Here is a 25588-nt window from a genome sequence, read left to right as displayed (position 1 = left end):
CACCAGACCATCCGGTCCGGTAGACGGGGTATCAACATATCTGGCGTTGACTTTTGGCACGCTGTTGAGTTCTCAAGGAACGGACGCTTCCTTTGTGCCTGTTTCACCAGGCTCTCCGGGCGCTTCCCTTCGGTCTTGCGTTTCCGACTCTATCAGATCCTTGCGGCTCTGATTTTCGCCGATGCGTTTCGGCCTTTCGGCTTCTTCGCGGTTCCGACTTTATCAGATCCGGTTCTCTTTCGATTCCGGCTTCCGATTTCGTCGGAGTGCTTCGGGGTGCCTTTCCGGCGCCCCTCGGCGTGTCACCACTTTAGCTAATTTCCTTGGCGACTCATAATCGAGTCGGCCGGATCGATTTTCGACAACGCGAAAGCCGATCCCGTCAGGGAATCGTGCGGAAGTAGTTGGGTTGTGCCGCCTGGCGGAGGGCGCAGAAGGCGCTGTCCGTCTCCAGCGGCTCGGGCTACGTTAGGCGGTGGCGCAAGCAGAGTCAAGTAGCCGAGGTGGCGCGGCGGCGGGGCACATGGCGGCGGTAGGGACTGACCGTCGGGTCGCCGTCGATCCAGTAGCGCCAGGGGTGGTGGGCGCCGTCTCCGCCCACTCCGGTGCGGGGGCCGTTGCGCACCCGGTCGGGGGTGGGCGGGGTGCCGTGGAGCAGGGTGAGGGGGGCGTCGCCGCCGCGGCAGAGGTCGGTGCCGTCGAGGGTGCGGTCGATGTCGAGGGCGGTGGCCAGTCGGGCCGGGCCCTTGGCCAGCTCGTGGGCGCTGCGGGCCTTGGGGCGGCGGGCGGCGGCCAGGTGCGCGCCGCTGAGGATCTCGCCGGCGCGCAGCAGGACACCGCTCGCCCGGCCCTCGGGGCCGCAGACCGCGTTGAGGCTGAACCACATGCCGTAGATGAAGTAGACGTACGCATGGCCGGGCGGGCCGAACATCGCGGCGTTGCGTTCGGTGCGGCCCCGGTAGGCGTGGGAGCCGGGGTCGCCCTCGCCGTCGTACGCCTCCACCTCGGTCAGCCGGAGTTCGATCGGGCCGTCGGGGGTGTGGCGTACGAGGGTGCGGCCCAGCAGGTCGGGGGCCACGTCCACGACGGGGCGGTCGAAGAAGTCGCGGTTGAGCGGCATTCGTTCCGGTACGTCGGTCATGCGGATCGAGGGTAGTGGAGGCATCAGGGGTGCCGGCTGGCCAGGGGGGCGGCGGGGTTGGGAAGGTGTGGGCCGTGGAACCGGCCCGTGCCGGTTCGCGTTCGTAGCTAGCGACCCGCGGGTCGTAATGGAGCACAGGCGCTGTGCCTGGGGAGGACGAGCATGGGATTCAAGAAGCTGCTGGCGAGCCTGGGGGCCGGGGGTGCGTCGGTGGAAACGGTGCTCTTCGAGGAGAACGTCGTCCCGGGCGGAGTGGTGCAGGGCGAGGTGCGGATCCAGGGCGGATCGGTGGCCCAGGAGATCCAGGGGCTGTCGGTCGGTCTGCAGGCGCGGGTCGAGGTGGAGAGCGGCGACGAGGAGTACAAGAGGGACATCCAGTTCACGAAGGTGCAGCTGGGTGGGGCCTTCGAGGTCCAGGCGGGGGCGGCGCACACCGTGCCGTTCGGTCTGGAGATTCCTTGGGAGACGCCGATCACCACGTTCCTGGGCACGCATCTGCGCGGGATGAGCGTCGGGGTGACGACGGAGCTGGCGATCGCGCGGGCGGTGGACTCCGGTGATCTGGACCCGGTCAATGTGCATCCGGTGCCGGCGCAGCAGGCGATCCTGGACGCGTTCGGGCGGCTCGGGTTCCGTTTCAAGGCGGCGGATCTGGAGCAGGGGCACATCCGGGGCACGCGGCAGCAGCTGCCCTTCTACCAGGAGATCGAGTTCTACGCGCCGCAGCAGTACCGCGGGCTGAACCAGGTCGAGCTGTCCTTCGTGGCGGACGACCGGGAGATGGACGTCGTACTGGAGATGGACAAGAAGCCGGGGCTGTTCTCCGAGGGGTCGGACACCTACCGGTCGTTCACCGTGGGGCTGCACGACTTCGAGGGGACCGACTGGGCGGCTTATCTCCACCAGTGGCTGGCGGAGGTCGGCGGTAAGCGGAACTGGCTCTAACCTGGCCCGACAGAGTGTCAGCGAGCGACCAGGAGGTTCATGTGTCCGAGCTGAAGCGGCGGCCGCTTCCGCACGATTTCCATCCGCCGGTGGCGGAGTTCACCGTGGTGAGCGACGAGGTGGAGCCGGGCGGGACGCTGCGGCCGGAGCAGGTCCACTCGGGCGGGAACCGCTCGCCGCACCTGCGGTGGGAAGGGGCACCCTCGGGGACGAAGAGCTACGCGGTCACCTGCTACGACCCGGACGCGCCGACGGGCAGCGGTTTCTGGCACTGGGTGCTGTTCGACATCCCGGCGTCGGTGACGGAGCTGCCGTCCGGTGCCGGCTCGGGGGACATGAAGGGGCTGCCCGAGGGCGTCGTGCACGCGCGTAACGACTACGGGACGCGGGACTTCGGCGGGGCGGCGCCGCCGCCCGGGGACGGTCCGCACCGTTATGTGTTCACGGTCTACGCGGTGGACCAGGAGAAGCTCGGGCCCGACGCGGACGCCTCGCCCGCGGTGGTGGGCTTCAACCTGCGGTTCCACGCGATCGGGCGGGCCCAGCTGATCGGCGAGTACGAGGCGCCGGCCCAGGGCTGAGCACCGTAATTCCGTTGCGCCCCGGCGCTTCCGGCACGCAGAGTGGTACCTGTGCCGCCGCCCCTCATCAGGGCGTCGGGCAGTCGGTACCGCAGTGGCGGGAGCGGCGGGGCGCAGGTGTGTCGCCAGCTGCTTGTCGGAGCCGGGTCTTGTGCCCGGCGTCCTCGCCGGCTGCCGTTCGCTCCGGGTCCCGCGTGTTTCACGGGGGCGGGACCCGGAGCGCACTCTTTTCGGCCGGTCGCGGGCCGTGTGACCTCCTGTGGGTGCCGGCGCCGGATCACCCGGTCTTCATCTCGTGCTCGTCCGCCATTTCCCTTGTGGCATGCGGAAATTGCGTTGTTCGGGGAATACCTGCCGCTGCACAGTGGAGCAACTTCGCCGCGGGGGCGGAGCGGGTCCGGGAGGTGGACGGGATGCGCGAGACGCTGGTGCTGAATGCGAGCTTCGAGCCGCTGGCGACGGTGTCGCTGCGGCGTGCGGTGGTGCTGGTCATGCAGGACAAGGCGGTCGTCGAGCACGCCCACCCCGGGTTGCGCATCCGGGCGGCCTCGGTGGACGTACCGGTGCCGCAGGTGATCAGGCTGAGCAGGTACGTACGGGTGCCGTTCCGAAGACGGGCGCCGTGGTCGCGGCGCGGGGTGCTGGTGCGGGACCAGCACCGGTGTGCGTACTGCGGGCGGCGGGCGACGACCGTGGACCACGTCGTTCCGCGGTCGCACGGTGGTGGGGACACCTGGCTGAATACCGTCGCCTCGTGCGCGGAGGACAATCACCGCAAAGCGGACCGTACGCCCGAGCAGGCGGGGATGCAGTTGCTGCGGCGGCCGTTCGAGCCGACGCCGGCGGATGCGCTGCTGTCGACGCTGGGGGTGTCGGTGCGGGACGGTCTGCCGGAGTGGCTGGCCCTGCCGGCGTGACCGTCGCGGGCCTGGCCGTCGTCCAACTCCCCTTACTTGAGGAGGAGTTGGACGATGGCCAGACTGCCGACCACGACGATGACGGCGCGCAGGGCGGTCGGTGGAAGTCGGCGGCCGATCTTCGCGCCGAGCAGGCCGCCGAGCGTGGAGCCGACGGCGATCAGGGCGACGGCGGTCCAGTCGAAGGTGGCGACGAAGAGGAAGAAGACCGCCGCGACGCCGTTGACGACGGCCGCGAGGACGTTCTTGAGGGCGTTGAGGCGCTGCAGGTCGTCGTGGAGGAGCAGACCCATCAGCGAGAGGTACAGCACGCCCTGGGCGGCGCCGAAGTAGCCGCCGTAGGCGCTGGCGAGCAGGAGGCCGGCGAGCAGGACCGGCCCGCCATCGGGGTGGACGGTGGTCCCGTTGCGTTCGCGGCGGGCGCGGAGCAGGGCGGCGAGCCGGGGCTGGACGACGACGAGGACGAGGGCCACGGCGATCAGTACGGGGACGATCGCGTCGAACGCCTGGGAGGGCAGCGCCAGCAGCAGGATCGCGCCGCCGAGACCGCCGATGAGGGCGGTGGTGCCGAAGCGGAGCAGCCGGCGGCGCTGGCCGGCGAGTTCGCGGCGGTAGCCGAAGGCGCCGCTGAGCGAGCCGGGCACCAGGCCCAGGGTGTTGGAGACGTTGGCCGTGACGGGCGGCAGGCCGAGGGCGAGCAGCACCGGGAAGGTGATCAGGGTCCCGGAGCCGACGATGACGTTGATCGTGCCGGCGCCGACACCGGCGGCGAGGACGGCGGCGGCTTCCCAAAGGGTCATGCTGGCTCCCCCGTGCATGATCGGTTCGGTCCTGTCCGATCATGCAGCAGGGCGGGGCCGGTGGCGATGGCGGGGTCGGTCGATCAGTCGTCGATCGGGGGCGTCTCGTGCTTCGGGGAGCTGGGCTTGGGGATGGAGCCGCCGCCGGTCGGCGGGGTGAAGTTGCCGATGGCGCCGCCGAGGCCCTTGAGGGCGTCGCCGATCTCGCTGGGCACGATCCAGAGCTTGTTGGCGTCGCCCTCGGCGATCTTCGGCAGCATCTGGAGGTACTGGTAGGAGAGCAGCTTCTGGTCCGGGTCGCCGGCGTGGATGGACTCGAAGACCACCCGGATGGCCTGGGCCTCGCCCTCGGCGCGGAGCGCGGCGGCCTTGGCCTCACCTTCGGCGCGCAGGATCGAGGACTGCTTCTCACCTTCGGCGGTGAGGATCTGGGACTGCCGGACACCCTCGGCCTGGAGGATCGCGGCGCGCTTGTCACGGTCGGCGCGCATCTGCTTCTCCATCGAGTCCTGGATGGAGGTCGGCGGCTCGATGGCCTTCAGCTCGACGCGGTTGACGCGGATGCCCCACTTGCCGGTGGCCTCGTCGAGGACGCCGCGCAGGGCCGCGTTGATCTCCTCGCGGGAGGTCAGGGTCCGTTCCAGGTCCATGCCGCCGATGATGTTGCGGAGGGTGGTGACGGTGAGCTGCTCGATGGCCTGGATGTAGCTGGCGACCTCGTAGGTGGCCGCGCGGGCGTCCGTCACCTGGTAGTAGATGACGGTGTCGATGTTCACGACGAGGTTGTCCTGGGTGATCACCGGCTGCGGCGGGAACGGCACGACCTGCTCGCGGAGGTCGATGCGGTTGCGGATCGAGTCGATGAACGGGACGACGATGTTCAGGCCGGCGTTGAGGGTGCGGGTGTAGCGGCCGAAGCGTTCGACGATGGCGGCGCTGGCCTGGGGGATGACCTGGATCGTTTTGATGAGTGCGATGAACACGAGCACCACCAGGATGATCAGGACGATGACGAACCCTTCCACAGCTGGCTCCCGTGCCCTTCGTTGCTGGTCCGTGCCGGTCGGTGACCGGCTTGCCGTTGATCAGTCTTTCAGAGACCTGGCTCGTCGCGCAGCGTGTTCGGGTCAGATGACGACGGCGGTGGCGCCGTCGATCTCGACGACGTCGACCTGCTGGCCCGGCTCGTAGATCCGTTCGCCGTCGAGGGCGCGGGCGGACCAGATCTCGCCGGCGAGCTTGATGCGGCCGCCGGCGCCGCCGTCGACCCGCTCCAGGACCGTGGCGCTCCTGCCCTTGAGGGCGTCGATGCCGGAGGCGAGCTGGGGGCTCTGGCGGCGGTTGCGGTTGGCGAGCGGGCGGACGACGGCGATCAGCCCGACGGAGACGGCGGCGAACACCAGGAACTGCGCGACGGTGCCGCCACCGAGCGCTGCGGTGACGGCACCGGCGACGGCACCGACCGCGAGCATCCCGAATTCGGGCATCGCGGTCACGACGAGCGGAATACCCAGTCCTACGGCGGCGATCAGCCACCACACCCATGGATCCACGGGCTCATGGTAGATCCGTACGGCGGCCCGGGGACAGGGCGCGATCGGTCAGCGGCGGCCGGGCGGACGGGGGTTCAGGCCAGCGGCAGGCCCTGGGCGGTCCAGCGGTCGCCGACCCGCTCGACGACCAGGGGGACGCCGAAGCAGTGGGAGAGGTTGCGGGAGGTCAGCTCCAGCTCGAGCGGCCCGGCGGCCAGCACCTTGCCCTGACGGATCATCAGGACGTGGGTGAAGCCGGGGGCGATCTCCTCGACGTGGTGGGTGACCATCAGCATCGACGGCGCGTAGGGGTCGCGGGCGAGGCGGCCGAGGCGGCGGACCAGGTCCTCGCGGCCGCCGAGGTCGAGGCCGGCGGCCGGCTCGTCGAGCAGCAGCAGCTCGGGGTCGGTCATCATGGCGCGGGCGATCAGGGTGCGCTTGCGCTCGCCCTCGGAGAGGGTGCCGAACTTCCGGTCGAGGTAGTCGTTCATCCCGAGGCGGTCGAGGAACGCGCGGGCGCGCTGCTCGTCGACGTCCTCGTAGTCCTCCTGCCAGTGGGCGGTCATGCCGTAGGCGGCGGTGAGGACGGTCTGCAGCACGGTCTGGCTGCGCGGCAGCTTGTCGGCGAGCGCGATGCCGGCGATGCCGATGCGGGGGCGGAGGTCGAAGACGTCGACCTTGCCGAGCTCCTCGCCGAGGATGGAGGCAGTGCCCTGGGTCGGGAAGAGGTAGCTGGAGGCGACGTTCAGCAGGGTGGTCTTGCCGGCGCCGTTGGGGCCGAGGATCACCCAGCGCTCCCCCTCCTTGACCGACCAGGAGACCTGGTCCACCAGAGCCCGTCCTTCGCGGACCACGGATACGTCCACCAGCTCCAGCACATCGCTCATGAGCGCGTTGTCTCCCATTGCATCTCGGTCGTCGCGTGCACCTGTAGGCGCAGCCCCCCTGCAAACCTACGCCACTCGTTGTCAGTGCCGTTCCCTAGGCTGGGGGCCATGCTCAAGGAACCTCGCTCAGGACGGCTGGCGGCATGGGGAAATGCCCTTTTGGCCGGACTTGTCTCACCTGATGAAGCGGTGCACCGTATCGCGGAGGACGACGCGGTGCACCGCGTGGCCGACCTGCCCGGGGAGGAGGCGCCGGTCGGGCTGACGCTCGCGCTGGGGCGGCTGCGCGCGCTCGGTGCGGTCGGGCTGCGGGTGGCGCTGCCGGTGCCGGGCCATCCGCTGGGGCTGTGCGGGCCGCCGGAATTCAATGCCCGCGCGCTGGAGGCCGAGGAGGCGGTGATCGTCACCGGCGCCGGGCTGGGCCTGGTCCCGGAGACGTACGAGGCCGGTCCGGAGGGCGGGGCGGCGCCCGATGTGCACGTCGAGGTGGTGTGGCGGTGTCTGCCGGTGCGGGAGGCGCCGCCGGCGGACGTGCCGTCGCTGGGCGAGGCGGAGCGGGAGCTGGCGGAGGCGCTGCGGGAGGCGACCGAGGTGCTCTCGAAGCTGGACGTGGCCGGGGCGGGTCCGGTGGCGCAGGCGGCGCTGGCGGCCTATCGGGCGCGGGCGGAGGCGGGCCGTCAGGTGCTGGCCCCGGGGTATCCGCCGCGGGCGGTGCGCGTGTTGGAGCTGGCGCAGCGGGTCGGGGCGCTGATCGACATCGCGCGGGCGGCCGGCGGGGACGGTGCGGAGCACGGCGCGGCGGTGAGCGCGTCGGAGATGTCGGCGCGCGCGGAGGCGCTGCGTCCGGTGGAGCGTACGGCCCGCCGGGCGCAGGTCGCGGCGTACAACTCCGCCGTGGAGGAGCGGGAGCGGCGCGGCGGCTGACGAGGGAGGGAAACGGGGCGGGCCCCGCCGGACCCTTGTGGGGTCGACGACGGGGCCGTTGCCGAGCTGGGCCGAACTGCCCGGGCAGGTGGGCTGTTCACCCCAGGTCGGACAACTTCAGCCGTCCGCGCTCGTGTTGTCGAACGTGGGGTTGAGCACGCCGATGACCTTGGCCCTGTTCATGGTGAGGTGAGTTCCTTGCGTGGTGGCACAGGACCGCGCGGACGGTCGCGGACGGGGCGGCTCAGAAGTTGGTGGCGGGGTTGCCGAAGGCGGAGTTGAGCACGCCGACGACGTTGACGCTGTTGCCGCTGACGTTCACCGGGACGTGCACCGGCGCCTGAACGTTGTTGCCCGAGAGGACGCCCGGGGAGTTCACGGCCTGACCGCTGGCCTGCGCGCCATCGGTGGCGAAGGCGGAGCCGGCGGCGGCGCCCAGGCCGAGGGCGGTACCGGCGACGACGAGGGCGGCCTTCTTGGCGGTGTTCATGAAATGTGGTCCTTGCGTAGTGGGAAGAAGAAAAGAAACAGAAGAGTGAGGACGGCTTCCGCGCGGCCGGCGGGGGCCGGCGCGGCGACGGTCAGACGTTCTCGCAGACGTTGCCGAAGGTCGGGTTGAGGACGCCGACGACGGAGACGGTGTTGCCGCAGGCGTTCACGGGGACGTGCACCGGGGCCTGGACGAGGTTGCCGGAGACGATGCCCGGGGAGTTCTTGGCCTCGCCGTTCGCGTGCGCGTCGTGGGCGAACGCGGAGCCGGCGGCGGCGCCCAGGCCGAGGGCGGTACCGGCGAGGACGAGGGCGGCCTTCTTGGCGGTGTTCATGCGGGGGATTCCTCCGGTGAGGGGGGCACAGAGCCGGTGAACAGCACTGAGGGGGATGGCGGGGTACGGAGGGGGACCGGCCGCGCGCTCACGGCGGTGAGGGGGCCGGTCCGGCGCGGGCCCGCGCGGACGGGATCGTCACGCGGACCGCGCACAAAGCGCCTGCTGCGCTCAGACGTTGAGGCAGGGGTTGGCGAAGCTGGGGTTGAGCAGACCGACGACGGAGACGGTGTTGCCGCAGGCGTTCACGGGGACGTGGACCGGCGCCTGGACGAGGTTGCCCGAGCCGATGCCCGGGGACTGCACCGCGGCACCCTGCGCCTGCGGGGTGTGGGCGGAGGCGATGCCGGCGCCGGCCAGGGCGAGACCGCTCGCCATCATCGTGACGGCCGCTGCCCGCTTGATGTTCTTCACTTCTCTTGCTCCTCGTTGCCGTTGCCGTGACCAGCCGTCACGGCTGCTCTGGACAACGGCCCGGCACGAGGAGGGATACGCCGAACGGGCTACGGCTACACGACAGTATGAATCTCGGACCGGCAGGCGACGTTCGGGTTGACGCATTGTCGTACCGAAGGACCGTCCGCCCCCGGACCGGCACCGCCGCCGGCCCGGTCGCGGCGGCTTCCGCGCCTGGTCAGGCCCCGATTCCGTGCCGTACGGCCCAGAGTGCCGCCTGGGTCCGGTCGGCGAGGTCGAGCTTCATGAGGATGTTGGAGACATGGGTCTTGACGGTCTTCTCGGAGAGCACCAGGGCGCGGGCGATCTCGCGGTTGGAGCGGCCGTCCGCGATCAGGCCGAGGACCTCGCTCTCGCGGTCGGTGAGGGAGGTCCCGCGTCCCTGGCCGCCGTTGCCGTCCTCCTGGGAGAGCAGCGCGCCGGCCACTTCGGGCTGCAGCAGGACGTGGCCGGCGTGCACGGAGCGGATGGCGGCGGCCAGTGCCTCGGGGTCGATGTCCTTGTAGACGTAGCCGGCCGCTCCGGCGCGCAGGGCAGGGATGACGGTGCGCTGTTCGGTGAAGCTGGTGACGACCAGCACCCGGGCGGGGTTGTCCAGTTCGCGGAGCTTGCGGAGTGCCTCGATGCCGTCCATGCCGGGCATCTTGATGTCCATCAGGACGACGTCCGGGCGGAGTTGCTCGGCGGCGGCGATGCCCCCGGCCCCGTCGGCGGCCTCGCCCACCACCTCGATGTCGTCCTGGACCTCCAGGAACGTGCGCAGCCCGCGGCGGACGACCTGGTGGTCGTCGACGAGCAGGACGTGGATCGGTCGGGTGTCAGCCACCGGGCACCTCCATCTCGACAGCGGTGCCCTTGCCGGGCTCCGACTGCACGGTGAGCGTTCCGCCGACGCCGCCGGCGCGGTCGTGCATCGAGACCAGTCCGAGGTGGCGGCCGGCCCGGCGGACCGTGCCGGGGTCGAAGCCGCAGCCGTCGTCGGCGATGCGCAGCAGTGCGCCCTGGCCGGCACGGGAGAGGGTGACCTCGACGTGCTCGGCGCCCGAGTGCCGCAGGGCGTTGTGCAGCGCCTCCTGGGCGACCCGGAGCATGGCCTCCTCCTGGGCGGCGGGCAGCGCGCGGACGCCGTGGGCGGCGAAGGTGACGTGGGAGGAGTGGGCGCGGTCGAGGACCTGGGCCTGTGAGCGCAGGGTGGCGACCAGGCCGTCCTCGTCCAGGGCGGCGGGCCGCAACTCGACGACGGCGGCGCGGAGTTCGTCGGCGGCTTCGGCGGCGAGCGCGGCGACCTGGTGCAGTTCGTCCTTGGCCCGGACCGGGTCGCGGTCGACGAGGGCAGTGGCGGCCTGGGCGGTGAGCCGGAGCGAGAACAGCTTCTGGGAGACCGCGTCGTGCAGTTCGTGGGCGAGCCGGGCCCGCTCCCCCGCGATGGTCAGCTCGCGGCTGCGCTCGTAGAGGCGGGCGTTGGTCAGGGCGATGGCGGCGTGCTGGGCGAGTATGCCGAGGAGGCGCTCGTCGTCCTCGGTGAAGCCGCAGCCGTCCCGGCGGGAGAGAGGGGGCTTGGGACAGCGCTTGTTGGCCAGGAAGAGGGCGCCGAGGATCTCGTCCCCGTCGGCGACCGGCAGACCGAGGAAGTCCCGCATGTCCGGGTGGGCCGAGGGCCAGCCGCCGAAGCGGGGGTCCTGGCGGACGTCGGCGAGCCGTTCGGGGGTGGCGTTGTGCAGCATCGCGGCGAGGATGCCGTGCTGGCGGGGCAGGGGGCCGATGGCCTTCCACTGCTCGGCGCTGACGCCGTCGACGACGAACTGGGCGAAGCCGCCGTGGTCGTCGGGCACTCCCAGGGCGGCGTACTCGGCGTCCAGCAGTTCGCGGGCCGAGGCCACGATCGTCTTGAGGACGTCGCGCACCTCAAGATGCCTGCTCATGGCCAGGATCGCGGTGCTCACCGCGGGGATCCCGGCTCCCGGTCCGTTGGTCATGGCTTCACCGTACCGGCGGGTCGGACGGCCCGTATCGGTCCTGCGCCGTCCGGCGACCAGGACCACCGGCCTAGGCCGAATGCCCTGGCCGGGGCCGGTCCGGCGGCCGACGCCCGGCGGGTGGTGGCGTTCCTACGGTGAGGGCGCGGGCCGGGACGGCCGGTCCGGGCGGAAGGGGACGCGATCATGCCGGTGGCGATCATCACGGGGGCGTCGAAGGGGCTGGGCCGGGCGTTCGCCGGGGCGCTGGCCGTACGGGGCTGGGATCTGGTGGTGGATGCGCGGTCCGCCGGGCCGCTGGAGGAGGCGGCGCGGGCGCTGGCCGGGGCGGGGGCCCGGGTGGTGGCGCTGCCGGGGGACGTGGCGGACGCCGGGCACCGGGCGGCGCTGGTGGCCGCGGCCGGGGAGCTGGGCGGGCTGGATCTGCTGGTGAACAACGCGAGCGCGCTGGGGGCCGAGCCGCTGGTGCGGCTGGCGGACCTGCCGCTGGACGGGCTGCGGCGGGCGCTGGAGGTGAATGTGGTGGCACCGCTGGGCCTGATTCAGACGGCTTTGCCGCTTTTGCGTTGCTCCTCCTATTGGGAATCGTATGAGGCCGATTCCCTTTATAGGGACCCTGCCCCCTATATAGAGGGAGCAGGAGGCAGCGGTATGTCCGATTCGCCCTATTATGGCGGGTCGGATGTCGCCCCGGAAAGGCAACCGGGCGGTGCGGTCCTCGGCATCAGCTCGGACGCGGCCGTCGAGGCGTACCCGACGTGGGGCGGCTACGGAGCGGCCAAGGCGGCGCTGGACCAGCAATCGGCGGTGCTCGCCGTGGAGGAGCCGGGGCTGCGGGTCTGGTGGGTCGACCCGGGAGACATGCGGACCGATCTGTACGCGGCCGCCATCCCGGACGACGATGCGGACCGGCCGCTGCCGGAGACGGTCGTGCCGGCGCTGCTGCGGCTGCTGGACGGCGCGGCCCCCAGTGGCCGGTACACGGCGGCGGAGCTGCTCCGTCCGGCCGGCACCGGTACGTCCGGCGGGGCGGGGTCCCGGTGATCTCCGAGGCGCTGCGGGTCCCGGCGGAGCTGTCGGCACGGGTGCCGGCCGAGCAGCGCGGCCCGGGTCTCGGCCGGGACGACGTACGGCTGCTGGTGAGCCGGGGGACGCGGGAGCCGGCCCATCACGTCTTCCGGGAGCTGCCGGAGCTGCTCGGGGCCGGGGACGTGCTGGTGGTGAACACCTCACGGACGCTGCCGGCGGCGGTGGACGGCCGGACCGGGGACGGCCGGGGGCGCGGCGAGCCGGTGGTGGTGCACTTCTCGACCAGGGCCGACCGGTGGCATCCGGCGGGCCGGGCGGTGGCCGGGTGCTGGGCGGTGGAGCTGCGCAGTCCGGACGGCCGGGGCAGCACCCTGCCGCGGGCCGGCGGTCCGGCCGGCACTGTGGTGCGGCTGCCCGGCGGCGCGCGGCTGACCCTGGAGGCGCCGGTGGACCCGGGAGGCGTACGGCTGTGGTGGGCGCGGCCGTCCGGGCTGCGGGTGCCGGAGCTGCTGCGGCGGCACGGGCGGCCGATCCGGTACGGCTACACCGACCGGGACCAGCCGCTGGGCGCGTACCGGACGGTGTTCGCGGTGGACTCCCCCGGCGCCGGCAGCGCGGAGATGCCGAGCGCGGCCCGGCCGTTCACCGCGGAGCTGGTGGCGCGGCTGGTGAGCCGGGGGGTGCAGTTCGCGCCGATCTCGCTGCACACGGGGGTGGCGTCGGCGGAGGCGTTCGAGCCGCCGTACCCGGAGCGCTTCGCGGTGCCGGCGGCGACGGCGTGGCTGGTGAACGCCGTACGGGCCCGCCGCAGGGCGGCGCCGAGGGCCGCCGGCGGCCGGATCGTGGCGGTGGGCACGACGGCCGTACGGGCGCTGGAGTCGGCGACCGGTGCGGACGGGCGGGTGCGGGCCGCGGCCGGGTGGACGGATCTGGTGGTGACGCCGGAGCGCGGGGTGCGGGCGGTGGACGGCCTGCTCACCGGGCTGCACGAGCCGACCGCCTCCCATCTGCTGATGCTCCGGGCGGTGGCGTCGGCCACCGCGGACCGGGCCGCGCTGGAGCGGGCGTACGAGGTGGCGGTGGAGCGGCGCTACCTGTGGCACGAATTCGGCGATCTGCATCTGCTGCTGCCGGGCCGGGTCCGAGACTCGGTGCATGGCGCAGGTGACGAGGAACTGGACGCCGGCCCACGGTGAGCCCTACCGGCCGGTGCCGTACCGGCCCGCGCGGATGCCCGCGGCCGAGTCGCTGGCCCGGGCCGCCGCGCTGCGGGAGCGGATGGGCCGGCGTCGCACGGTCCGGCAGTTCGCCGCCGACCCGGTGCCGGAGCAGGTGGTGAAGGACGCGATCGCCTGTGCGGCGACCGCGCCGTCCGGGGCCCATCAGCAGCCCTGGACGTTCGTGCTGGTCAAGGACCCCGAGGTACGGCGCCGGATCAGGGCGGCGGCGGAGGCCGAGGAGCGCCGGTCCTACCGGGGGCGGCTGGGCGAGGAGTGGCTGGCCGCCCTGCGGCCGCTGGGCACCGACGAGGTCAAGCCGCATCTGACCGATGCCCCGTACCTGATCGTCGTCTTCCGGCAGCGCCACTGGCTGGGCCCGGACGGCAGCAGGCGCAAGCACTACTACGTCGACGAGTCGGTGGGGATCGCGGTCGGCATGCTGCTGTCCGCGCTGCATCTGTCGGGGCTGGCGGCGCTGGTGCACACGCCGAGTCCGATGCGGTTCCTGCAGGAGGTGCTGGGACGGCCGGCGAACGAGAAGGCGTTCGCGGTGATCCCGGTGGGCTACCCGGCACCGGAGTGCGAAGTGCCCGATTTGGTACGGAAGAGCCTGGATCAGGTGCTGGTCGAGATCTAGCGCATACAGGCTGTGCGTTTGCAATTACTCCTGGCGAGACCTTCCCCTTCGGGCTGTGACGCCGCCAATAGGGCGTAAATCACTTACGACCCGGGTTAGTGGCTTGAGAAATCGCATCTGACCAGGGATTTGTCCATTCCCGATGCAATATTCCCACCACTGGTTCCACTAACCCGCATCGTACGTCACACCTTTGCCGGGGCAATTTTCGGCCGCTAAGAATGGCCCCGTCGCTCGGCGCCGTGGTTGGAACTCGGCGTTGGCCGCCGCTCATGGCCCGTGCGACGTCCCCCCATTTGGAAGGTCTGTCCCGCCATGCCCAAGCACGCTCTTTCCCGCCTCAACCGGACGCACAAGCTCGGTGTCGCCGGTGTTGCCGCAGCCGGTGCCGCAGCTCTGATCTTCGCCGCCGTTCCGGGTGCGGACGCCGACCAGGGCAAGACCCAGGCCACCGCCGTCGAGAACGTCAAGCCGGTCGCCTTCAGCGCCGTCGGTACGGCCGCCAGGGCCCAGCAGGCCACCATCGCCAAGCAGGCCGACGCCTCCGCCGCCAAGGGCAAGGCCGAGGCCGCGGCCGCCGCGAAGCAGGCCGCTGCGAAGAAGGCCGCCGCCGAGAAGGCCGCCAAGGCCAGGGCCGCCGCCGCGGCGAAGGCCAAGGCCGAGAAGGAGCGCAAGGCGAAGCAGGCCGCGAGCCGCTCCGCGGTCCGCACCGCGATCCCGGCCGCCGCGCCGAAGCCGGCCGTGAAGACCTACCCGAACAACCTCGACGGCTGGATCCGCGAGTCGCTGGACGTCATGGCCAAGAAGGGCATCCCCGGCTCGTACAACGGCATCTACCGGAACATCATCCGGGAGTCCTCCGGCAACCCGATGGCGATCAACCTCTGGGACATCAACGCCCAGAACGGCATCCCGTCCAAGGGCCTGCTGCAGGTGATCGACCCGACCTTCAAGGCGTACCACGTCGCGGGCACCTCCTGGAACATCTACGACCCGGTCGCCAACATCACCGCCGCCTGCAACTACGCGGCCGACAAGTACGGCTCGATGGACAACGTCAACTCCGCGTACTGAGCCACCGGTTGACGCTGCGCAGGGGGACGCGCACACACCGCCGAGGGGCGGCACCCGCAGTCGGGTGCCGCCCCTCGGCGCATGCGTACGGGCCGGGCGCTACTTGCGCATGACCTCCGGCTCGTGGCGGCGCAGCAGCCGCGCGACGACGAAGGCCAGCCCGACGCCGAGGCTGATCAGGATGATCATGTCCATCACGTAGACGCCGGTCTGGTGCTTCCACAGCGGGTCGGGGTTGCCCAGCTCCCACGGCAGCAGGGTGTTCATGTCAGCCGTCGCGCCCATCGCGGCGACCGCCCAGCGGGACGGCATCAGCCAGGCGACCTGGGCGACGCCGAGGGTGTCGAAGAGCTGGAAGAGCACGCCGGTGAAGACCACCTGGACGATGGCGAACATGACCAGCAGCGGCATGGTCTTCTCGGCGGTCTTGACCAGCGCGGAGATGATCAGGCCGAACATCATCGAGGTGAAGCCCAGCGCGATGATCGCCAGCGCCATCTCGACCGCCGGGGCCTTGGGGAGGATCAGCCCCTCGGTGGGCATGTTCCGGGTCGAGAAGCCGATCGCCGCGATGATCACGCCCTGGACCGCGGTCACCACGCCCAGCACGATCACCTTGGACATCAGATACGCCGACCGCGACAGGCCGGTGGCCCGTTCCCGCTCGTAGATGACCCGTTCCTTGATCAGCTCACGGACCGAGTTGGCCGCGCCGGAGAAGCACATGCCGACCGCGAGGATCAGCATGATCGTGCTGGCGTCGCGGTTGGTGCGGTGCCGGTTCAGCGGTCCGTAGCCGAGGCCGTAGTCGCTGGGGATCAGCATCGAGACCACGCCGAGCACCGCCGGCAGGATCAGCATCAGCCCCAGGAAGCCGCGGTCGGAGGCGAGCACGGAGACGTACCGCCGCATCAGCGTCCACAGCTGCGAGCCCCAGCTCTGGGACTTCTGCATGCGGGCCGGCGGCGGCTGGATGGACACCGACTGCGGGGCGGTGGCGTCGATGTCCGCGGCGTACATCTGGAAGTGCGGGGAGCCGCGCCAGCGGCCCATCCAGTCGTAGTCGCGGTAGTTCTCGAAGGCCGAGAAGACGTCCGCCCAGGTGTCGTACTGGAAGAAGTTCAGCGCCTCCTCGGGCGGGCCGAAGTAGGCCACGCCGCCGCCCGGCGCCATCACCAGCAGCTTGTCGCAGAGGCCGAGTTCGGCCACGGAGTGGGTGACGACCAGGACCGTACGGCCGTCGTCGGCGAGGCCGCGCAGCAGCTGCATCACATCGCGGTCCATGCCCGGGTCGAGGCCCGAGGTGGGCTCGTCCAGGAAGATCAGCGACGGCTTGGTCAGCAGCTCCAGGGCCACCGAGACGCGCTTGCGCTGGCCGCCGGAGAGCGAGGTGACCTTCTTGTCCTTGTGCACGTGGAGCTTGAGCTCGTGCAGCACCTCGTCGATCCGGGCCTCGCGCTCGGACTCCGCGGTGTCGCCGGGGAATCGGAGCTTGGCGGCGTAGCGCAGCGCCTTCTGGACCGTCAGTTCCTTGTGCAGGATGTCGTCCTGCGGGACCAGGCCGATGCGCTGGCGCAGCTCGGCGAACTGCTTGTAGAGGTTGCGGTTGTCGTAGAGGACGTCGCCCTGGTCGGCGGGGCGGTAGCCGGTGAGCGCCTTGAGCAGCGTCGACTTGCCGGAGCCGGACGGGCCGATGACCGCGATCAGCGACTTCTCCGGGACGCCGAAGGAGACGTCCTTGAGGATCTGCTTGCCGCCCTCGACGGTGACCGTGAGGTGGCGGGCCGAGAAGGACACCTCGCCGGTGTCGACGAACTCCTCCAGCCGGTCGCCGACCAGCCGGAACGTGGAGTGGCCGACGCCGATGATGTCGTTCGGACCGACCGGGGCCTTCCCGGACTTGGGGACCGGCTGGCCGTTGACGTAGGTGCCGTTGTGGCTGCCGAGGTCGCGGATCTCGAAGCGGCCGTCGGGGGTGGCATGGAATTCGGCGTGGTGGCGGGAGACCTGGAGGTCGGAGACGACCAGTTCGTTCTCCAGCGCACGACCGATCCGCATCACACGGTCCATGTCGAGGCGGTGGAAGGTGGTCGGGCTGCGGTCGCCGGACGGTGCGCCGCCGGCGTGCGGCGCCGGGCGCTCCTGGGGCCGGCGGGCCTGCTGCGGGGGGACGCCCTGCTGGGGCTGCTGGGGTACGGCCTGCTGGGGCGGGACGTACGGCGGCTGCTGGCCCTGCGGGGGCGCCTGCCAGCCCTGCTGGGCGGGCGGCTGCGGGTGACCGGGCGACTGCCGGCCCGGCGCCTGGTGCGCGGGGGGCGCCTGCCACGCCTGGGCGGCCGGCTGCTGCTGCGGCGTCATCGCGGGCTGCGCGCTGAAGGCGTCGGCGGCCGGCGCGGCGGCGGACAGGGTCAGCCGGGGGCCGTCGGTGGCGTTGCCCAGATGCACGGCCGAACCGGGGCCGATCTCCGTCTGGTGGATCCGCTGGCCCTGGACGTAGGTGCCGTTGGTGCTGCCGTGGTCTTCGATGATCCAGCTGCGGCCGCCCCACCGCACGGTGGCGTGGCGCCAGGAGACCCTGGCGTCGTCGAGCACCATGTCGCCCTGCGGATCACGGCCCACGTTGTAGGACCGGGACGGGTCGAGCGTCCAGGTCCTTCCGTTCAATTCGAGTACGAGTTCAGGCACTCCATGCCCCATTACATAGTCCCCCGAGTGACGCCCTGTGCGGGAAGTCTAGGGATGGCGAACATCGTGAGGAACTATTTCAGGCTCGGCCCGCGGACCGGAAACCGGGACGGGGCCGGGGTGCAGACGGTTTCTGCGGGGCCCGCCAAACACTCCCGGAGCACGGGAAGAACCCATGGATCCGCCGGGATCACCGGATTACGGGTGTACCGGACGGACGGGCGCGCGGACGGGGCGGCGGCCCGCGCCGGGGAGATCGCGCAGGGCGGCCCGGGAGGCCGTGCGGACCGGCCATAGAAGCCGCATCATGGGAGAAAGCGGACATCATCCGGATCATGGCCGCGGTGCGTGCGCGGTGCGCCGGCCGGCCGTGCGCGGGCTGCCGCGTACGCGGTCCGGGTGCGCTCCGCCCTCGGTACGTGGCCCGCCGCGGCGTACCGAACCCCGCGGTGGGCCAAGGAGGTTGGGCTTTCCGCCGGGGTTGTCCCGACCTGCGGATCCGGGCGGGACGGACACGACTCCATAACGATCGACGGGCCTGCCGGGGCCGCGGCCGGCGGGCCCACCGCGAGGGGCGCGGGCCGGTGGCGGACCGTGCCGCCGCGGTCCGAACCCCGGACAGCCGTACGGACGCGACGGCCCGGCGGTTACCGTAAGGGCACCATGAGCGCATCGCAGATCCCGCCTGCCACCGCCGTACCGGGCGATGACGTACCGACCCTCCTCGTGAAGATCTTCGGGAAGGACCGGCCCGGCATCACCGCAGGTCTCTTCGACACCCTCGCCGCCTACTCCGTCGATGTCGTGGACATCGAGCAGGTCGTGACCCGGGGGCGCATCACGCTGTGCGCCCTGGTCACCACCCCCTCCCCCGGGGAGGGCACCAGCGGCTCCTCCGAGGGGGACCTGCGGGCCACCGTGCACAGCTGGGCCGAGTCCCTGAACCTCCAGGCGGAGATCATCTCCGGCCGGGGTGACAACCGTCCGCGCGGCACCGGGCGTTCGCACGTCACCGTGCTCGGCCACCCGCTCACCGCGGAGTCCACCGCCGCCATCGCCGCCGCCATAACGGCCACCGGCGGCAACATCGACCGTATTTTCCGGCTCGCCAAGTATCCCGTGACCGCCGTCGAATTCGCCGTCTCCGGTGCGGCCACCGAGGCGCTGCGTACCGCGCTGGCCCTGGAGGCCGCGCAGCTGGGCGTGGACGTCGCCGTGGTGGCGGCCGGACTGCAGCGCCGGGCCCAGCGGCTGGTCGTGATGGACGTCGACTCGACACTGATCCAGGACGAGGTCATCGAGCTGTTCGCGGCGCACGCGGGCTGCGAGGCCGAGGTGGCCGAGGTGACCACCGCCGCGATGCGCGGTGAGCTGGACTTCGAGCAGTCGCTGCACGCCCGGGTCAAGCTGCTCGCGGGGCTCGACGAGTCGGTGGTGGAGGCGGTGCGCAAGGAGGTGCGGCTCACCCCCGGCGCCCGCACCCTGGTACGGACGCTCAAGCGGCTCGGCTATCAAGTCGGCGTCGTCTCGGGCGGTTTCACCCAGGTCACCGACGCGCTGCAGGAGGAACTGGGGCTGGACTTCGCCAACGCCAACACCCTGGAGATCGTCGACGGCAAACTCACCGGCCGGGTCACCGGGCCCATCGTGGACCGGGCGGGCAAGGCGCGGCTGCTGCGGGACTTCGCGCACCAGGCCGGGGTGCCGCTGGACCAGACCGTGGCGATCGGTGACGGCGCCAACGATCTCGACATGCTCAACGCGGCCGGTCTCGGGGTCGCCTTCAACGCCAAGCCGGTGGTGCGGGAAGCCGCGCACACGGCCGTGAACGTGCCGTTCCTGGACACCGTGCTGTACCTGCTGGGCATCACCCGCGAAGAGGTCGAGGCGGCGGACACGCACGCGGAGTGAGCGGGTCGGGCGGGGGTGAGTGGGGCGGGCGCCGTGCGCGGGGAGACACCGTGAGCGGGGTGGGCGTGGCCGGCTTGGTAAGGAGAGCCCCGGGGCCGGAGGGCTGGGCAGGGCGGGGGCGGGCCTGCGGGCGAACCCGCACGTGAGCGCTGAGTGACGACGGGCCGATGCATGAGCGGGGCCCCGGCGGTGTGCCAGGGCCCCGCTTCCGTTTGCTGTCCCGCCCGGGCGTCTCGCGCCGTGGGACGGCGGGCGGCTGCCGGGCCGGGGACCTCGGCCTGGCGGTGCCGACGCGGCGAGGGGCTCAAGCCCTGCGGGGTCCGGGCGGGGCGCTCGGTCTTGCCGCATCCGGGCGGGAAGCTCGGCCCTGCGGCGTCCGAGCGCGGTGGAGACTCAGCCCTGCGACGTCCGAGCGGGGGGACTCAGCCCTGCGACGTCCGAGCGTGGGCGGACTCAGCCCTGTGGCGTCCAGTACGCGATCAGCCGGCCGACGCCGTGCTCCACCGACTTCCACGAGCCGTTGAAGGCGACCACGGCGATCGCAGCCGTCGGAAAGCCGCTGCGGTTCATCCGCGGCAGCAGATCACCGTCGGCCTCCCCCGACAGCGCGTCCGCGAGGGCATGCACACCCGGGTTGTGCCCGACCAGCACGAGGTCGGTGACATCGTCCGAGGTCTCGTTGAGCAGGGCGATCAGCTCGCCCAGGGAGGCCTCGTAAATCCGCTCGTCGTAGACGGTCTTGGGACGCTGGGGGAGTTCATGGACGGCGAGCTTCCACGTCTCGCGGGTGCGCGTCGACGTCGAGCACAACGTCAGGTCGGGGGTGACGCCCGAACCGGCCAGCCAGCGGCCGGCGACGGGGGCGTCCTTGCGGCCGCGCTCGGCGAGCGGACGCTCATGATCGCTGGTCTCCGACCATTCGGCCTTGGCATGGCGGAGGAGGACAATCCGGCGGGGTGTATCGACGCTCATGCGTCCCAGCTTCGCACGAAAGGCGGCGCGGGGCGCGGGGTGTTGAAGCGCTCCCCCTGCCGGGTGACAGCAGGCAACCGGGGCGCTCAGGAACCTATCCGGAGGATTCCCGCGAGGTACTCCAGCAGCACCGCGAACCCCTGCGGGGCGCTCGCCGCACTCGCCCGGGCAGGGCTCGCCACGACCGCCAACAGGGCCATGAAGGAGACCACCGGCAGCGCCAGCGCCCACCACGGCAGCCGCGCCCGCAGACCGCGCGTGCGCAGCCGGGGTACCCGCAAGCCGGGTATTCGCAGTCCGTGCGTCCGGGGGCCGGGCGTCCGTGAGCCGTGTGTCCGGGAGCCCCGCGTCCGCGGGCCGCTGGTCCTCCGCAGGCGGGCGGCCTGGGCTGCGGGTGGCCGGCTGAACGCGGCGGACATGGGGATCGCCTCCGTAACGCATCGAAGGGGCTGCACGGCCGCGGGGTGCGGCTCGGCCACCGCGCTGTGCGGTGTACTTCGAAGCTACGGATCACCGGCGGCCGTTCCTATCCGGGAAGCCACCCACTTATCCCTGATACCGGCCCCCTAGGGGATCGGGGGTTGTCCCCACCCCGCCCGTCTCCCCCGGCCGGACCGGCCGTACCGGCCGTACCCCCGCGGTCCGCCGCAAGCCGCACCCGGCACGCCGCACACCGCGGCAGCCCTCACCGGGGCGCAGCAGCCCTCACCGTGGCGCGGCGATGCTCGCGATGATCGCGACGACGACGGTCACGCCGAGCATGAGGCCCAGCACGAGGAGCAGCTTCTTCTGGCTGCCCTGCGGATTCGGTTCGAGCACTGGCATGGGCCCAGTGTCGCACCCGCGGATCCGGCCGTGAGCCCGGGGCGGGGCACCCGGCCGGCGCTCACGCCTCGTCCTCGATCCGGCGGTCCCGGCCGGCCAGCACCCCGACCGCGATCTGCGGCACCATCAGCCCCGCCATCAGGGCGATCGGCAGGCTCCAGCCGCCGCTGTGCTGGTAGAGCGTGCCGACCAGCAGCGGGCCGGGGATGGAGATCAGATAGCCGACGCTCTGGGCGAAGGCGGACAGCTTGACGACACCGGCGGAGCTGGTCGAGCGCATGCCGATCATGGTCAGGGCGAGCGGGAACGAGCAGTTGGAGATGCCCATCAGCAGCGCCCAGGCCCACGCCCCGGCGGCCGGCGCCAGCCACAGCCCCGTATAGCCGGCCAGACCGCAGATCCCCAGGAACACCGCGAGCGGACCCTGATGCCGCATCCGGGACGCCAGCCGCGGCAGCACGAAGGACAGCGGGACCCCCATCGCCATCGTGACCGCGAGCAGAACCCCCGAGGTCTGTGCCGAGACCCCGGCGTCGCGGAAGATCTGCGGCATCCAGCCCATGGTGATGTACGCGGCGGTGGCCTGGAGGCCGAAGAAGACGGCGAGCGCCCAGGCGGTCGGCGACGAGGTGATCCGCAGCGGGGTCTCCCCCGTACGCGCGCCGCCGCCCGCGGCCGGTCCGGCGGCCGTGGCCCGCTGACGTACGACCGCGAGCCACGGCAGCACGGCGACCGCGGCGAGCCCCGCCCACACGGCCAGCCCGGTGCGCCAACTGCCGCCCAGCGCCTGGGTCATGGGCACGGTGACCGCCGCGGCGAGCGAGGTGCCCAGGGCCAGCGCCATCGAGTACAGGCCGGTCAGCGGGCCGACCCGGTCCGGGAACCAGCTCTTGATCACGACCGGCATCAGCACGTTGCTGACCGCGATGCCGGCCAGGGCGAGCGCGCTGGCGGCGAGGAATCCGCCGGTGCCGCCGGCGTACGGGCGCACCACGACGCCCACGGCGATCGCGGCCATGCCCGCGCAGACGATCGCGCCGGGCCCCCAGCGCCGGGCCAGCCGGGGCGCGGCGAACCCGAAGACCGCGAAGCACAGCGGCGGTACGGAGGTGAGCAGCCCGGCGAGGGTGCCGCTCATGCCGAGGCCGTCGCGGACCTCCTCCAGGAGCGCGCCGAGGCTGGTGATGGCCGGGCGGAGGTTGAGCGCCGCCACGACGAGACCGGCGATCACGATCCGCGGCAGCCAGCGCCCGGCGGCCGGGGCGCTCCCCGGGGCGCCCGCCGCGGCATCCGGCTGCGCCCCGGTGCCGTCGGGCCCCGGGGCGGTGGTGGTCGTACGGGCGTCGGCTTCGGTGCCGACGGTCGCGAGGTCTTCGTCTGCCATAGGACTCATCATAGAATCATGGGATGAATACCTGTCCAGCCGATGTCGATAGCCTCTGCTGTCCCGGCCGGCACCGGGGGCCGGGAGGACCCGCCGGGCGCCGCGCCGTCGTCGTCCGTCCGCCCCTGCACACCGGAGCGCTGACATGCCGCCTCTGACCTCGCCCCGCCGCTCCGCACTGGCCGACCAGGTGATCGCGCAGCTGCGCGCCCAGATCACCTCCGGCGAGTGGCCGGTGGGCTCGCGCATCCCCACCGAGCCGGAACTCGTCGAGCAGCTCGGGGTGGCCCGCAACACCGTCCGCGAGGCCGTGCGCGCGCTGGCGCACAACGGGCTGCTGGACATCCGGCAGGGCTCGGGCACGTACGTGGTGGCGACCAGTGAACTGGCCGGGGTGATGAACCGCCGGTTCGCGGCGGCCGAGCCGGGGCACGTCGCGGAGCTGCGCAGCGCCCTGGAGGCGGCCGCCGCCCGGCTCGCCGCGCGCCGCCGCACCGAGCAGGACCTGCGGCAGATCGACGCCCTGCTGGAGCGCCGCGAGCGGGCCTGGGAGTCCGGTGCCGCCGAGGCGTTCGTGGAGGCGGACGCCACGCTGCACATGGCCATCGTGTCCGCCTCGCACAACGAGGTACTGGCCGAGATCTACGCCGACCTCGGCGGCGTGCTGCGCGACTTCCTCCGGGCGGACGTCGGCGAGGAGCTCCGCCCGGAGGCGCACATGGACCACTCGCGCCTGGTCGAGGCGATCCGCACGGGCGACGGCGACCGCGCCGCGGCCGAGGCCAGCACCCATCCGTTCGGGTGCCGGGCGGGGGCGCTGGAGAGCTCGGCGGAGCGTTAGGGCCCGTGAGGGGGGCGGCCCCTGGTTGCCGGGGCCCCTAGGGGGCGTTCGAACGGATCCCGTAGGGGACGCGAGGGTCCCCTGCGAGGCCACAACCGGACGGGCACGGGAGGTATTCCCGAGCCCGGACGGGCACGGGAGGTATTCCCGAAGCGGACAGGCAAAGGAGCTCGTTCGAAGGGGCCCCGCAGCCCCCAACGCGTACTGCCCGCCCCGGGCGACCGGGACGGGCAGTACGGAGTGCGGCGCACAGAATACGGCGTACAAGGTACGGCGTACGGAGACGATGGCGACCGTCAGGCGATGGGGCCGTCAGGCGATGGGGCCGTCAGGCGCCCATCATGTGGACGCCGCCGTCGACGTGCACGATCTCGCCGGTCGTGCGGGGGAAGAAGTCGGACAGCAGGCCGACCACGCCGCGGCCGGCCGGCTCCGGGTCGGCCAGGTCCCAGCCGATCGGGGCGCGGTGGTTCCACACGTCCGCCAGCTCCTCGAAGCCGGGGATGGACTTGGCGGCCATCGACTTGATCGGGCCGGCCGAGACCAGGTTGCAGCGGATGCCCTTCGGGCCGAGGTCGCGCGCCAGGTAGCGGTTGGTGCTCTCCAGCGCCGCCTTGGCCACGCCCATCCAGTCGTACTTCGGCCAGGCGATCTGCGCGTCGAAGGTGAGGCCGACGACCGCGCCGCCGTGCTCCATGAGGGGCAGGCACGCCATGGTCAGGGACTTGTAGGAGTACGCCGAGACCTGGACCGCGGTGCTGACGTCCTCCCAGCCGGCCTCCAGGAAGTTGAAGGCGCCCTGGGGGCCGAAGGCGATGGAGTGCACGATGCCGTCGAGGCGGGCGCCCTCGCCCTGGTGCTCGCGGATCTTGTCGGCCAGGCCGTCCAGGTGCTCCTGGTTGGTGACGTCCAGCTCGATGACCGGAGCCTCCTTGGGGAGGCGCTTGGCGATCCGCTCCACCAGGGAGAGCCGGCCGAAGCCGGTGAGGATGACCTCGGCGCCCTCGTTCTGGGCGACCTTGGCCGCCTGGAACGCGATCGACGACTCGGTCAGAACGCCCGTCACGAGGATGCGCTTGCCTGCGAGGATTCCACTCATGCTGATCAGTGACCCATGCCCAATCCGCCGTCGACGGGAATGACGGCTCCGGTGATGTAAGCGGCCTCGTCGGAGGCCAGGAAGCGGACCGAGGAGGCGACCTCCTCGGGCTGCGCGTAACGCGCGAGCGGCACCTGCTTGACGATGTTCTCCCGCTGCTCGTCGGTGAGCACCCGGGTCATGTCGGTGTCGACGAAGCCCGGCGCGACGACGTTGACGGTGATGTTGCGGCTGCCCAGCTCGCGCGCGAGGGAGCGGGCGAAGCCCACCAGACCGGCCTTGGAGGCGGCGTAGTTCGCCTGTCCCGCGCCGCCCATCAGACCCACCACGGACGAGATCAGCACGATCCGTCCCTTGCGGGCCCGCAGCATGGCGCGGTTGGCGCGCTTGACCACCCGGAACGTGCCGGTGAGGTTGGTCTCCAGGACCGAGGTGAAGTCCTCCTCGGACATCCGCATCAGGAGCTGGTCACGGGTGACGCCGGCGTTCGCCACCAGCACCTCGACCGGACCGTGCTTCTCCTCGATCTCCTTGTACGCCTGCTCGACCTGCTCGCTGTCCGTGATGTCGCACTTCACGGCCAAAAATCCCGCGGGCGGCTCGCCCGAGCGGTAGGTGATGGCGACCTTGTCGCCTGCCTCGGCGAAGGACCGGGCGATGGCGAGACCGATGCCGCGGTTACCTCCGGTGACCAGAACCGAGCGGCTCAAGAGATCACCCTTTCCGTTTCCTGTCCGTCCTGCGTTCGATACGAAACTATCGGTCACGGGGCGTTTCCGGGGAATCGAGCACGGACAGGCGCGCGCGCCGCGCTCTGTCGGGTCCCCACAGAACCCCCACCCATGGTGGCCGACGCGCCGTGCCACACCGCCGGTCCTCTGGGCCGCGCGGCCGCCACAAGGCATGATGCAGGCGCCGACTACGGGAG

Annotated in this window: 27 protein-coding genes; 10 read left to right on the top strand and 17 right to left on the bottom strand. The window is 71.8% G+C overall.

Annotated features, from left to right (window positions below):
• Nucleotides 1-490 precede the first annotated feature (490 nt).
• Nucleotides 491-1141 (bottom strand): DNA-3-methyladenine glycosylase, encoded by a 651-nt coding sequence (locus ACGF4C_RS34800; protein ID WP_393571924.1) that lies wholly within the window; start codon nucleotides 1139-1141, stop codon nucleotides 491-493.
• Between the two features lie 162 nt (nucleotides 1142-1303).
• On the opposite strand from ACGF4C_RS34800, the gene ACGF4C_RS34795 reads away from it, so the two are divergent.
• The 3 genes from ACGF4C_RS34795 to ACGF4C_RS34785 all read left to right on the top strand — a co-directional run bounded on the left by ACGF4C_RS34795 (nucleotide 1304) and on the right by ACGF4C_RS34785 (nucleotide 3584).
• Nucleotides 1304-2086 (top strand): sporulation protein, encoded by a 783-nt coding sequence (locus ACGF4C_RS34795; RefSeq protein WP_201802173.1) that lies wholly within the window; start codon nucleotides 1304-1306, stop codon nucleotides 2084-2086.
• Nucleotides 2087-2127: 41 nt separating this feature from the next.
• Entirely contained in the window at nucleotides 2128-2667 is a 540-nt protein-coding gene (locus ACGF4C_RS34790; RefSeq protein ID WP_393571922.1) for a YbhB/YbcL family Raf kinase inhibitor-like protein, read from the top strand.
• Nucleotides 2668-3080: 413 nt separating this feature from the next.
• Nucleotides 3081-3584, top strand: coding sequence for an HNH endonuclease (locus tag ACGF4C_RS34785; protein ID WP_393571920.1), 504 nt, complete (start codon nucleotides 3081-3083; stop codon nucleotides 3582-3584).
• Nucleotides 3585-3616: 32 nt separating this feature from the next.
• Here the strand turns inward: ACGF4C_RS34785 and ACGF4C_RS34780 are convergent, their stop codons facing one another.
• The 4 genes from ACGF4C_RS34780 to ACGF4C_RS34765 all read right to left on the bottom strand — a co-directional run bounded on the left by ACGF4C_RS34780 (nucleotide 3617) and on the right by ACGF4C_RS34765 (nucleotide 6803).
• Nucleotides 3617-4384 (bottom strand): sulfite exporter TauE/SafE family protein, encoded by a 768-nt coding sequence (locus ACGF4C_RS34780; protein WP_393571918.1) that lies wholly within the window; start codon nucleotides 4382-4384, stop codon nucleotides 3617-3619.
• Nucleotides 4385-4467: 83 nt separating this feature from the next.
• Nucleotides 4468-5409 carry an SPFH domain-containing protein gene (locus ACGF4C_RS34775; protein ID WP_393571916.1) on the bottom strand — a complete coding sequence of 314 codons (942 nt, stop codon included), beginning with the start codon at nucleotides 5407-5409 and terminating at the stop codon, nucleotides 4468-4470.
• Nucleotides 5410-5511: 102 nt separating this feature from the next.
• Entirely contained in the window at nucleotides 5512-5925 is a 414-nt protein-coding gene (locus ACGF4C_RS34770) for an NfeD family protein (RefSeq protein ID WP_393571933.1), read from the bottom strand.
• An 86-nt stretch (nucleotides 5926-6011) separates the two neighbouring features.
• On the bottom strand, nucleotides 6012-6803 hold the full coding sequence (locus tag ACGF4C_RS34765) for an ABC transporter ATP-binding protein (protein WP_393571914.1): 792 nt from the start codon (nucleotides 6801-6803) through the stop codon (nucleotides 6012-6014).
• 108 nt (nucleotides 6804-6911) lie between these two features.
• On the opposite strand from ACGF4C_RS34765, the gene ACGF4C_RS34760 reads away from it, so the two are divergent.
• Nucleotides 6912-7727, top strand: a complete 816-nt coding sequence (locus ACGF4C_RS34760) for a hypothetical protein (RefSeq protein WP_393571912.1) — start codon at nucleotides 6912-6914, stop codon at nucleotides 7725-7727.
• 244 nt (nucleotides 7728-7971) lie between these two features.
• Here ACGF4C_RS34760 and ACGF4C_RS34755 read toward each other — a convergent pair whose 3' ends face one another.
• The 5 genes from ACGF4C_RS34755 to ACGF4C_RS34735 form a co-directional block, all read right to left on the bottom strand.
• Entirely contained in the window at nucleotides 7972-8217 is a 246-nt protein-coding gene (locus tag ACGF4C_RS34755; protein WP_351533854.1) for a chaplin, read from the bottom strand.
• Between the two features lie 91 nt (nucleotides 8218-8308).
• Nucleotides 8309-8551: a chaplin gene (locus ACGF4C_RS34750; RefSeq protein WP_362142955.1), complete on the bottom strand. Its 243-nt coding sequence runs from the start codon at nucleotides 8549-8551 to the stop codon at nucleotides 8309-8311.
• 171 nt (nucleotides 8552-8722) lie between these two features.
• Nucleotides 8723-8965, bottom strand: a complete 243-nt coding sequence (locus ACGF4C_RS34745; protein WP_393571909.1) for a chaplin — start codon at nucleotides 8963-8965, stop codon at nucleotides 8723-8725.
• 220 nt (nucleotides 8966-9185) lie between these two features.
• Nucleotides 9186-9833, bottom strand: a complete 648-nt coding sequence (locus tag ACGF4C_RS34740; RefSeq protein ID WP_393571907.1) for a response regulator — start codon at nucleotides 9831-9833, stop codon at nucleotides 9186-9188.
• Nucleotides 9826-10983, bottom strand: a complete 1158-nt coding sequence (locus ACGF4C_RS34735) for a GAF domain-containing sensor histidine kinase (RefSeq protein WP_393571905.1) — start codon at nucleotides 10981-10983, stop codon at nucleotides 9826-9828. Before ACGF4C_RS34735 ends, ACGF4C_RS34740 begins: the two co-directional genes overlap by 8 nt.
• A 186-nt stretch (nucleotides 10984-11169) precedes the next feature.
• Between ACGF4C_RS34735 and ACGF4C_RS34730 the strand changes: the two genes are divergently transcribed.
• From ACGF4C_RS34730 to ACGF4C_RS34715, 4 genes are all read left to right on the top strand, one after another.
• Nucleotides 11170-12027, top strand: a complete 858-nt coding sequence (locus ACGF4C_RS34730) for an SDR family NAD(P)-dependent oxidoreductase (protein ID WP_393571903.1) — start codon at nucleotides 11170-11172, stop codon at nucleotides 12025-12027.
• The gene (locus ACGF4C_RS34725; RefSeq protein ID WP_393571931.1) at nucleotides 12027-13208 is read left to right on the top strand and encodes an S-adenosylmethionine:tRNA ribosyltransferase-isomerase; all 1182 of its coding nucleotides are present in this window, start codon (nucleotides 12027-12029) and stop codon (nucleotides 13206-13208) included. Before ACGF4C_RS34730 ends, ACGF4C_RS34725 begins: the two co-directional genes overlap by 1 nt.
• A complete protein-coding gene (locus ACGF4C_RS34720; RefSeq protein ID WP_393571901.1) occupies nucleotides 13168-13869 on the top strand; it encodes a nitroreductase family protein in 702 nt (233 codons plus the stop codon). Before ACGF4C_RS34725 ends, ACGF4C_RS34720 begins: the two co-directional genes overlap by 41 nt.
• Nucleotides 13870-14184: 315 nt before the next feature.
• The gene (locus ACGF4C_RS34715) at nucleotides 14185-14943 is read left to right on the top strand and encodes a transglycosylase SLT domain-containing protein (RefSeq protein WP_393571899.1); all 759 of its coding nucleotides are present in this window, start codon (nucleotides 14185-14187) and stop codon (nucleotides 14941-14943) included.
• A gap of 99 nt (nucleotides 14944-15042) precedes the next feature.
• Here the strand turns inward: ACGF4C_RS34715 and ACGF4C_RS34710 are convergent, their stop codons facing one another.
• Complete coding sequence (locus tag ACGF4C_RS34710) at nucleotides 15043-17640, bottom strand: FHA domain-containing protein (protein WP_393571898.1); 2598 nt, start codon at nucleotides 17638-17640, stop codon at nucleotides 15043-15045.
• A 651-nt stretch (nucleotides 17641-18291) separates the two neighbouring features.
• On the opposite strand from ACGF4C_RS34710, the gene serB reads away from it, so the two are divergent.
• Complete coding sequence (gene serB / locus ACGF4C_RS34705; protein WP_030411672.1) at nucleotides 18292-19539, top strand: phosphoserine phosphatase SerB; 1248 nt, start codon at nucleotides 18292-18294, stop codon at nucleotides 19537-19539.
• A 453-nt stretch (nucleotides 19540-19992) separates the two neighbouring features.
• Here the strand turns inward: serB and ACGF4C_RS34700 are convergent, their stop codons facing one another.
• The 4 genes from ACGF4C_RS34700 to ACGF4C_RS34685 form a co-directional block, all read right to left on the bottom strand.
• Nucleotides 19993-20511, bottom strand: coding sequence for a histidine phosphatase family protein (locus tag ACGF4C_RS34700; RefSeq protein WP_030411673.1), 519 nt, complete (start codon nucleotides 20509-20511; stop codon nucleotides 19993-19995).
• A gap of 86 nt (nucleotides 20512-20597) precedes the next feature.
• On the bottom strand, nucleotides 20598-20792 hold the full coding sequence (locus ACGF4C_RS34695) for a hypothetical protein (RefSeq protein ID WP_393571897.1): 195 nt from the start codon (nucleotides 20790-20792) through the stop codon (nucleotides 20598-20600).
• Between the two features lie 424 nt (nucleotides 20793-21216).
• Nucleotides 21217-21336, bottom strand: a complete 120-nt coding sequence (locus ACGF4C_RS34690; protein WP_261952231.1) for an SGM_5486 family transporter-associated protein — start codon at nucleotides 21334-21336, stop codon at nucleotides 21217-21219.
• Nucleotides 21337-21397: 61 nt separating this feature from the next.
• Entirely contained in the window at nucleotides 21398-22720 is a 1323-nt protein-coding gene (locus ACGF4C_RS34685; protein WP_393571895.1) for a CynX/NimT family MFS transporter, read from the bottom strand.
• 145 nt (nucleotides 22721-22865) lie between these two features.
• On the opposite strand from ACGF4C_RS34685, the gene ACGF4C_RS34680 reads away from it, so the two are divergent.
• A complete protein-coding gene (locus tag ACGF4C_RS34680) occupies nucleotides 22866-23561 on the top strand; it encodes a FadR/GntR family transcriptional regulator (protein ID WP_393571893.1) in 696 nt (231 codons plus the stop codon).
• Nucleotides 23562-23889: 328 nt separating this feature from the next.
• Here ACGF4C_RS34680 and fabI read toward each other — a convergent pair whose 3' ends face one another.
• Together fabI and fabG are read right to left on the bottom strand one after the other, a co-directional pair.
• On the bottom strand, nucleotides 23890-24660 hold the full coding sequence (fabI, locus tag ACGF4C_RS34675; protein ID WP_030411677.1) for an enoyl-ACP reductase FabI: 771 nt from the start codon (nucleotides 24658-24660) through the stop codon (nucleotides 23890-23892).
• 5 nt (nucleotides 24661-24665) lie between these two features.
• Nucleotides 24666-25370 carry a 3-oxoacyl-[acyl-carrier-protein] reductase gene (gene fabG / locus ACGF4C_RS34670; RefSeq protein ID WP_030411678.1) on the bottom strand — a complete coding sequence of 235 codons (705 nt, stop codon included), beginning with the start codon at nucleotides 25368-25370 and terminating at the stop codon, nucleotides 24666-24668.
• Nucleotides 25371-25588 lie beyond the last annotated feature (218 nt).

Source organism: Streptomyces sp. NPDC048197 (genome assembly GCF_043202395.1).
Classification (GTDB): domain Bacteria; phylum Actinomycetota; class Actinomycetes; order Streptomycetales; family Streptomycetaceae; genus Streptomyces; species Streptomyces siderophoricus.
This window is presented reverse-complemented; position numbering and strand designations above follow the sequence as displayed.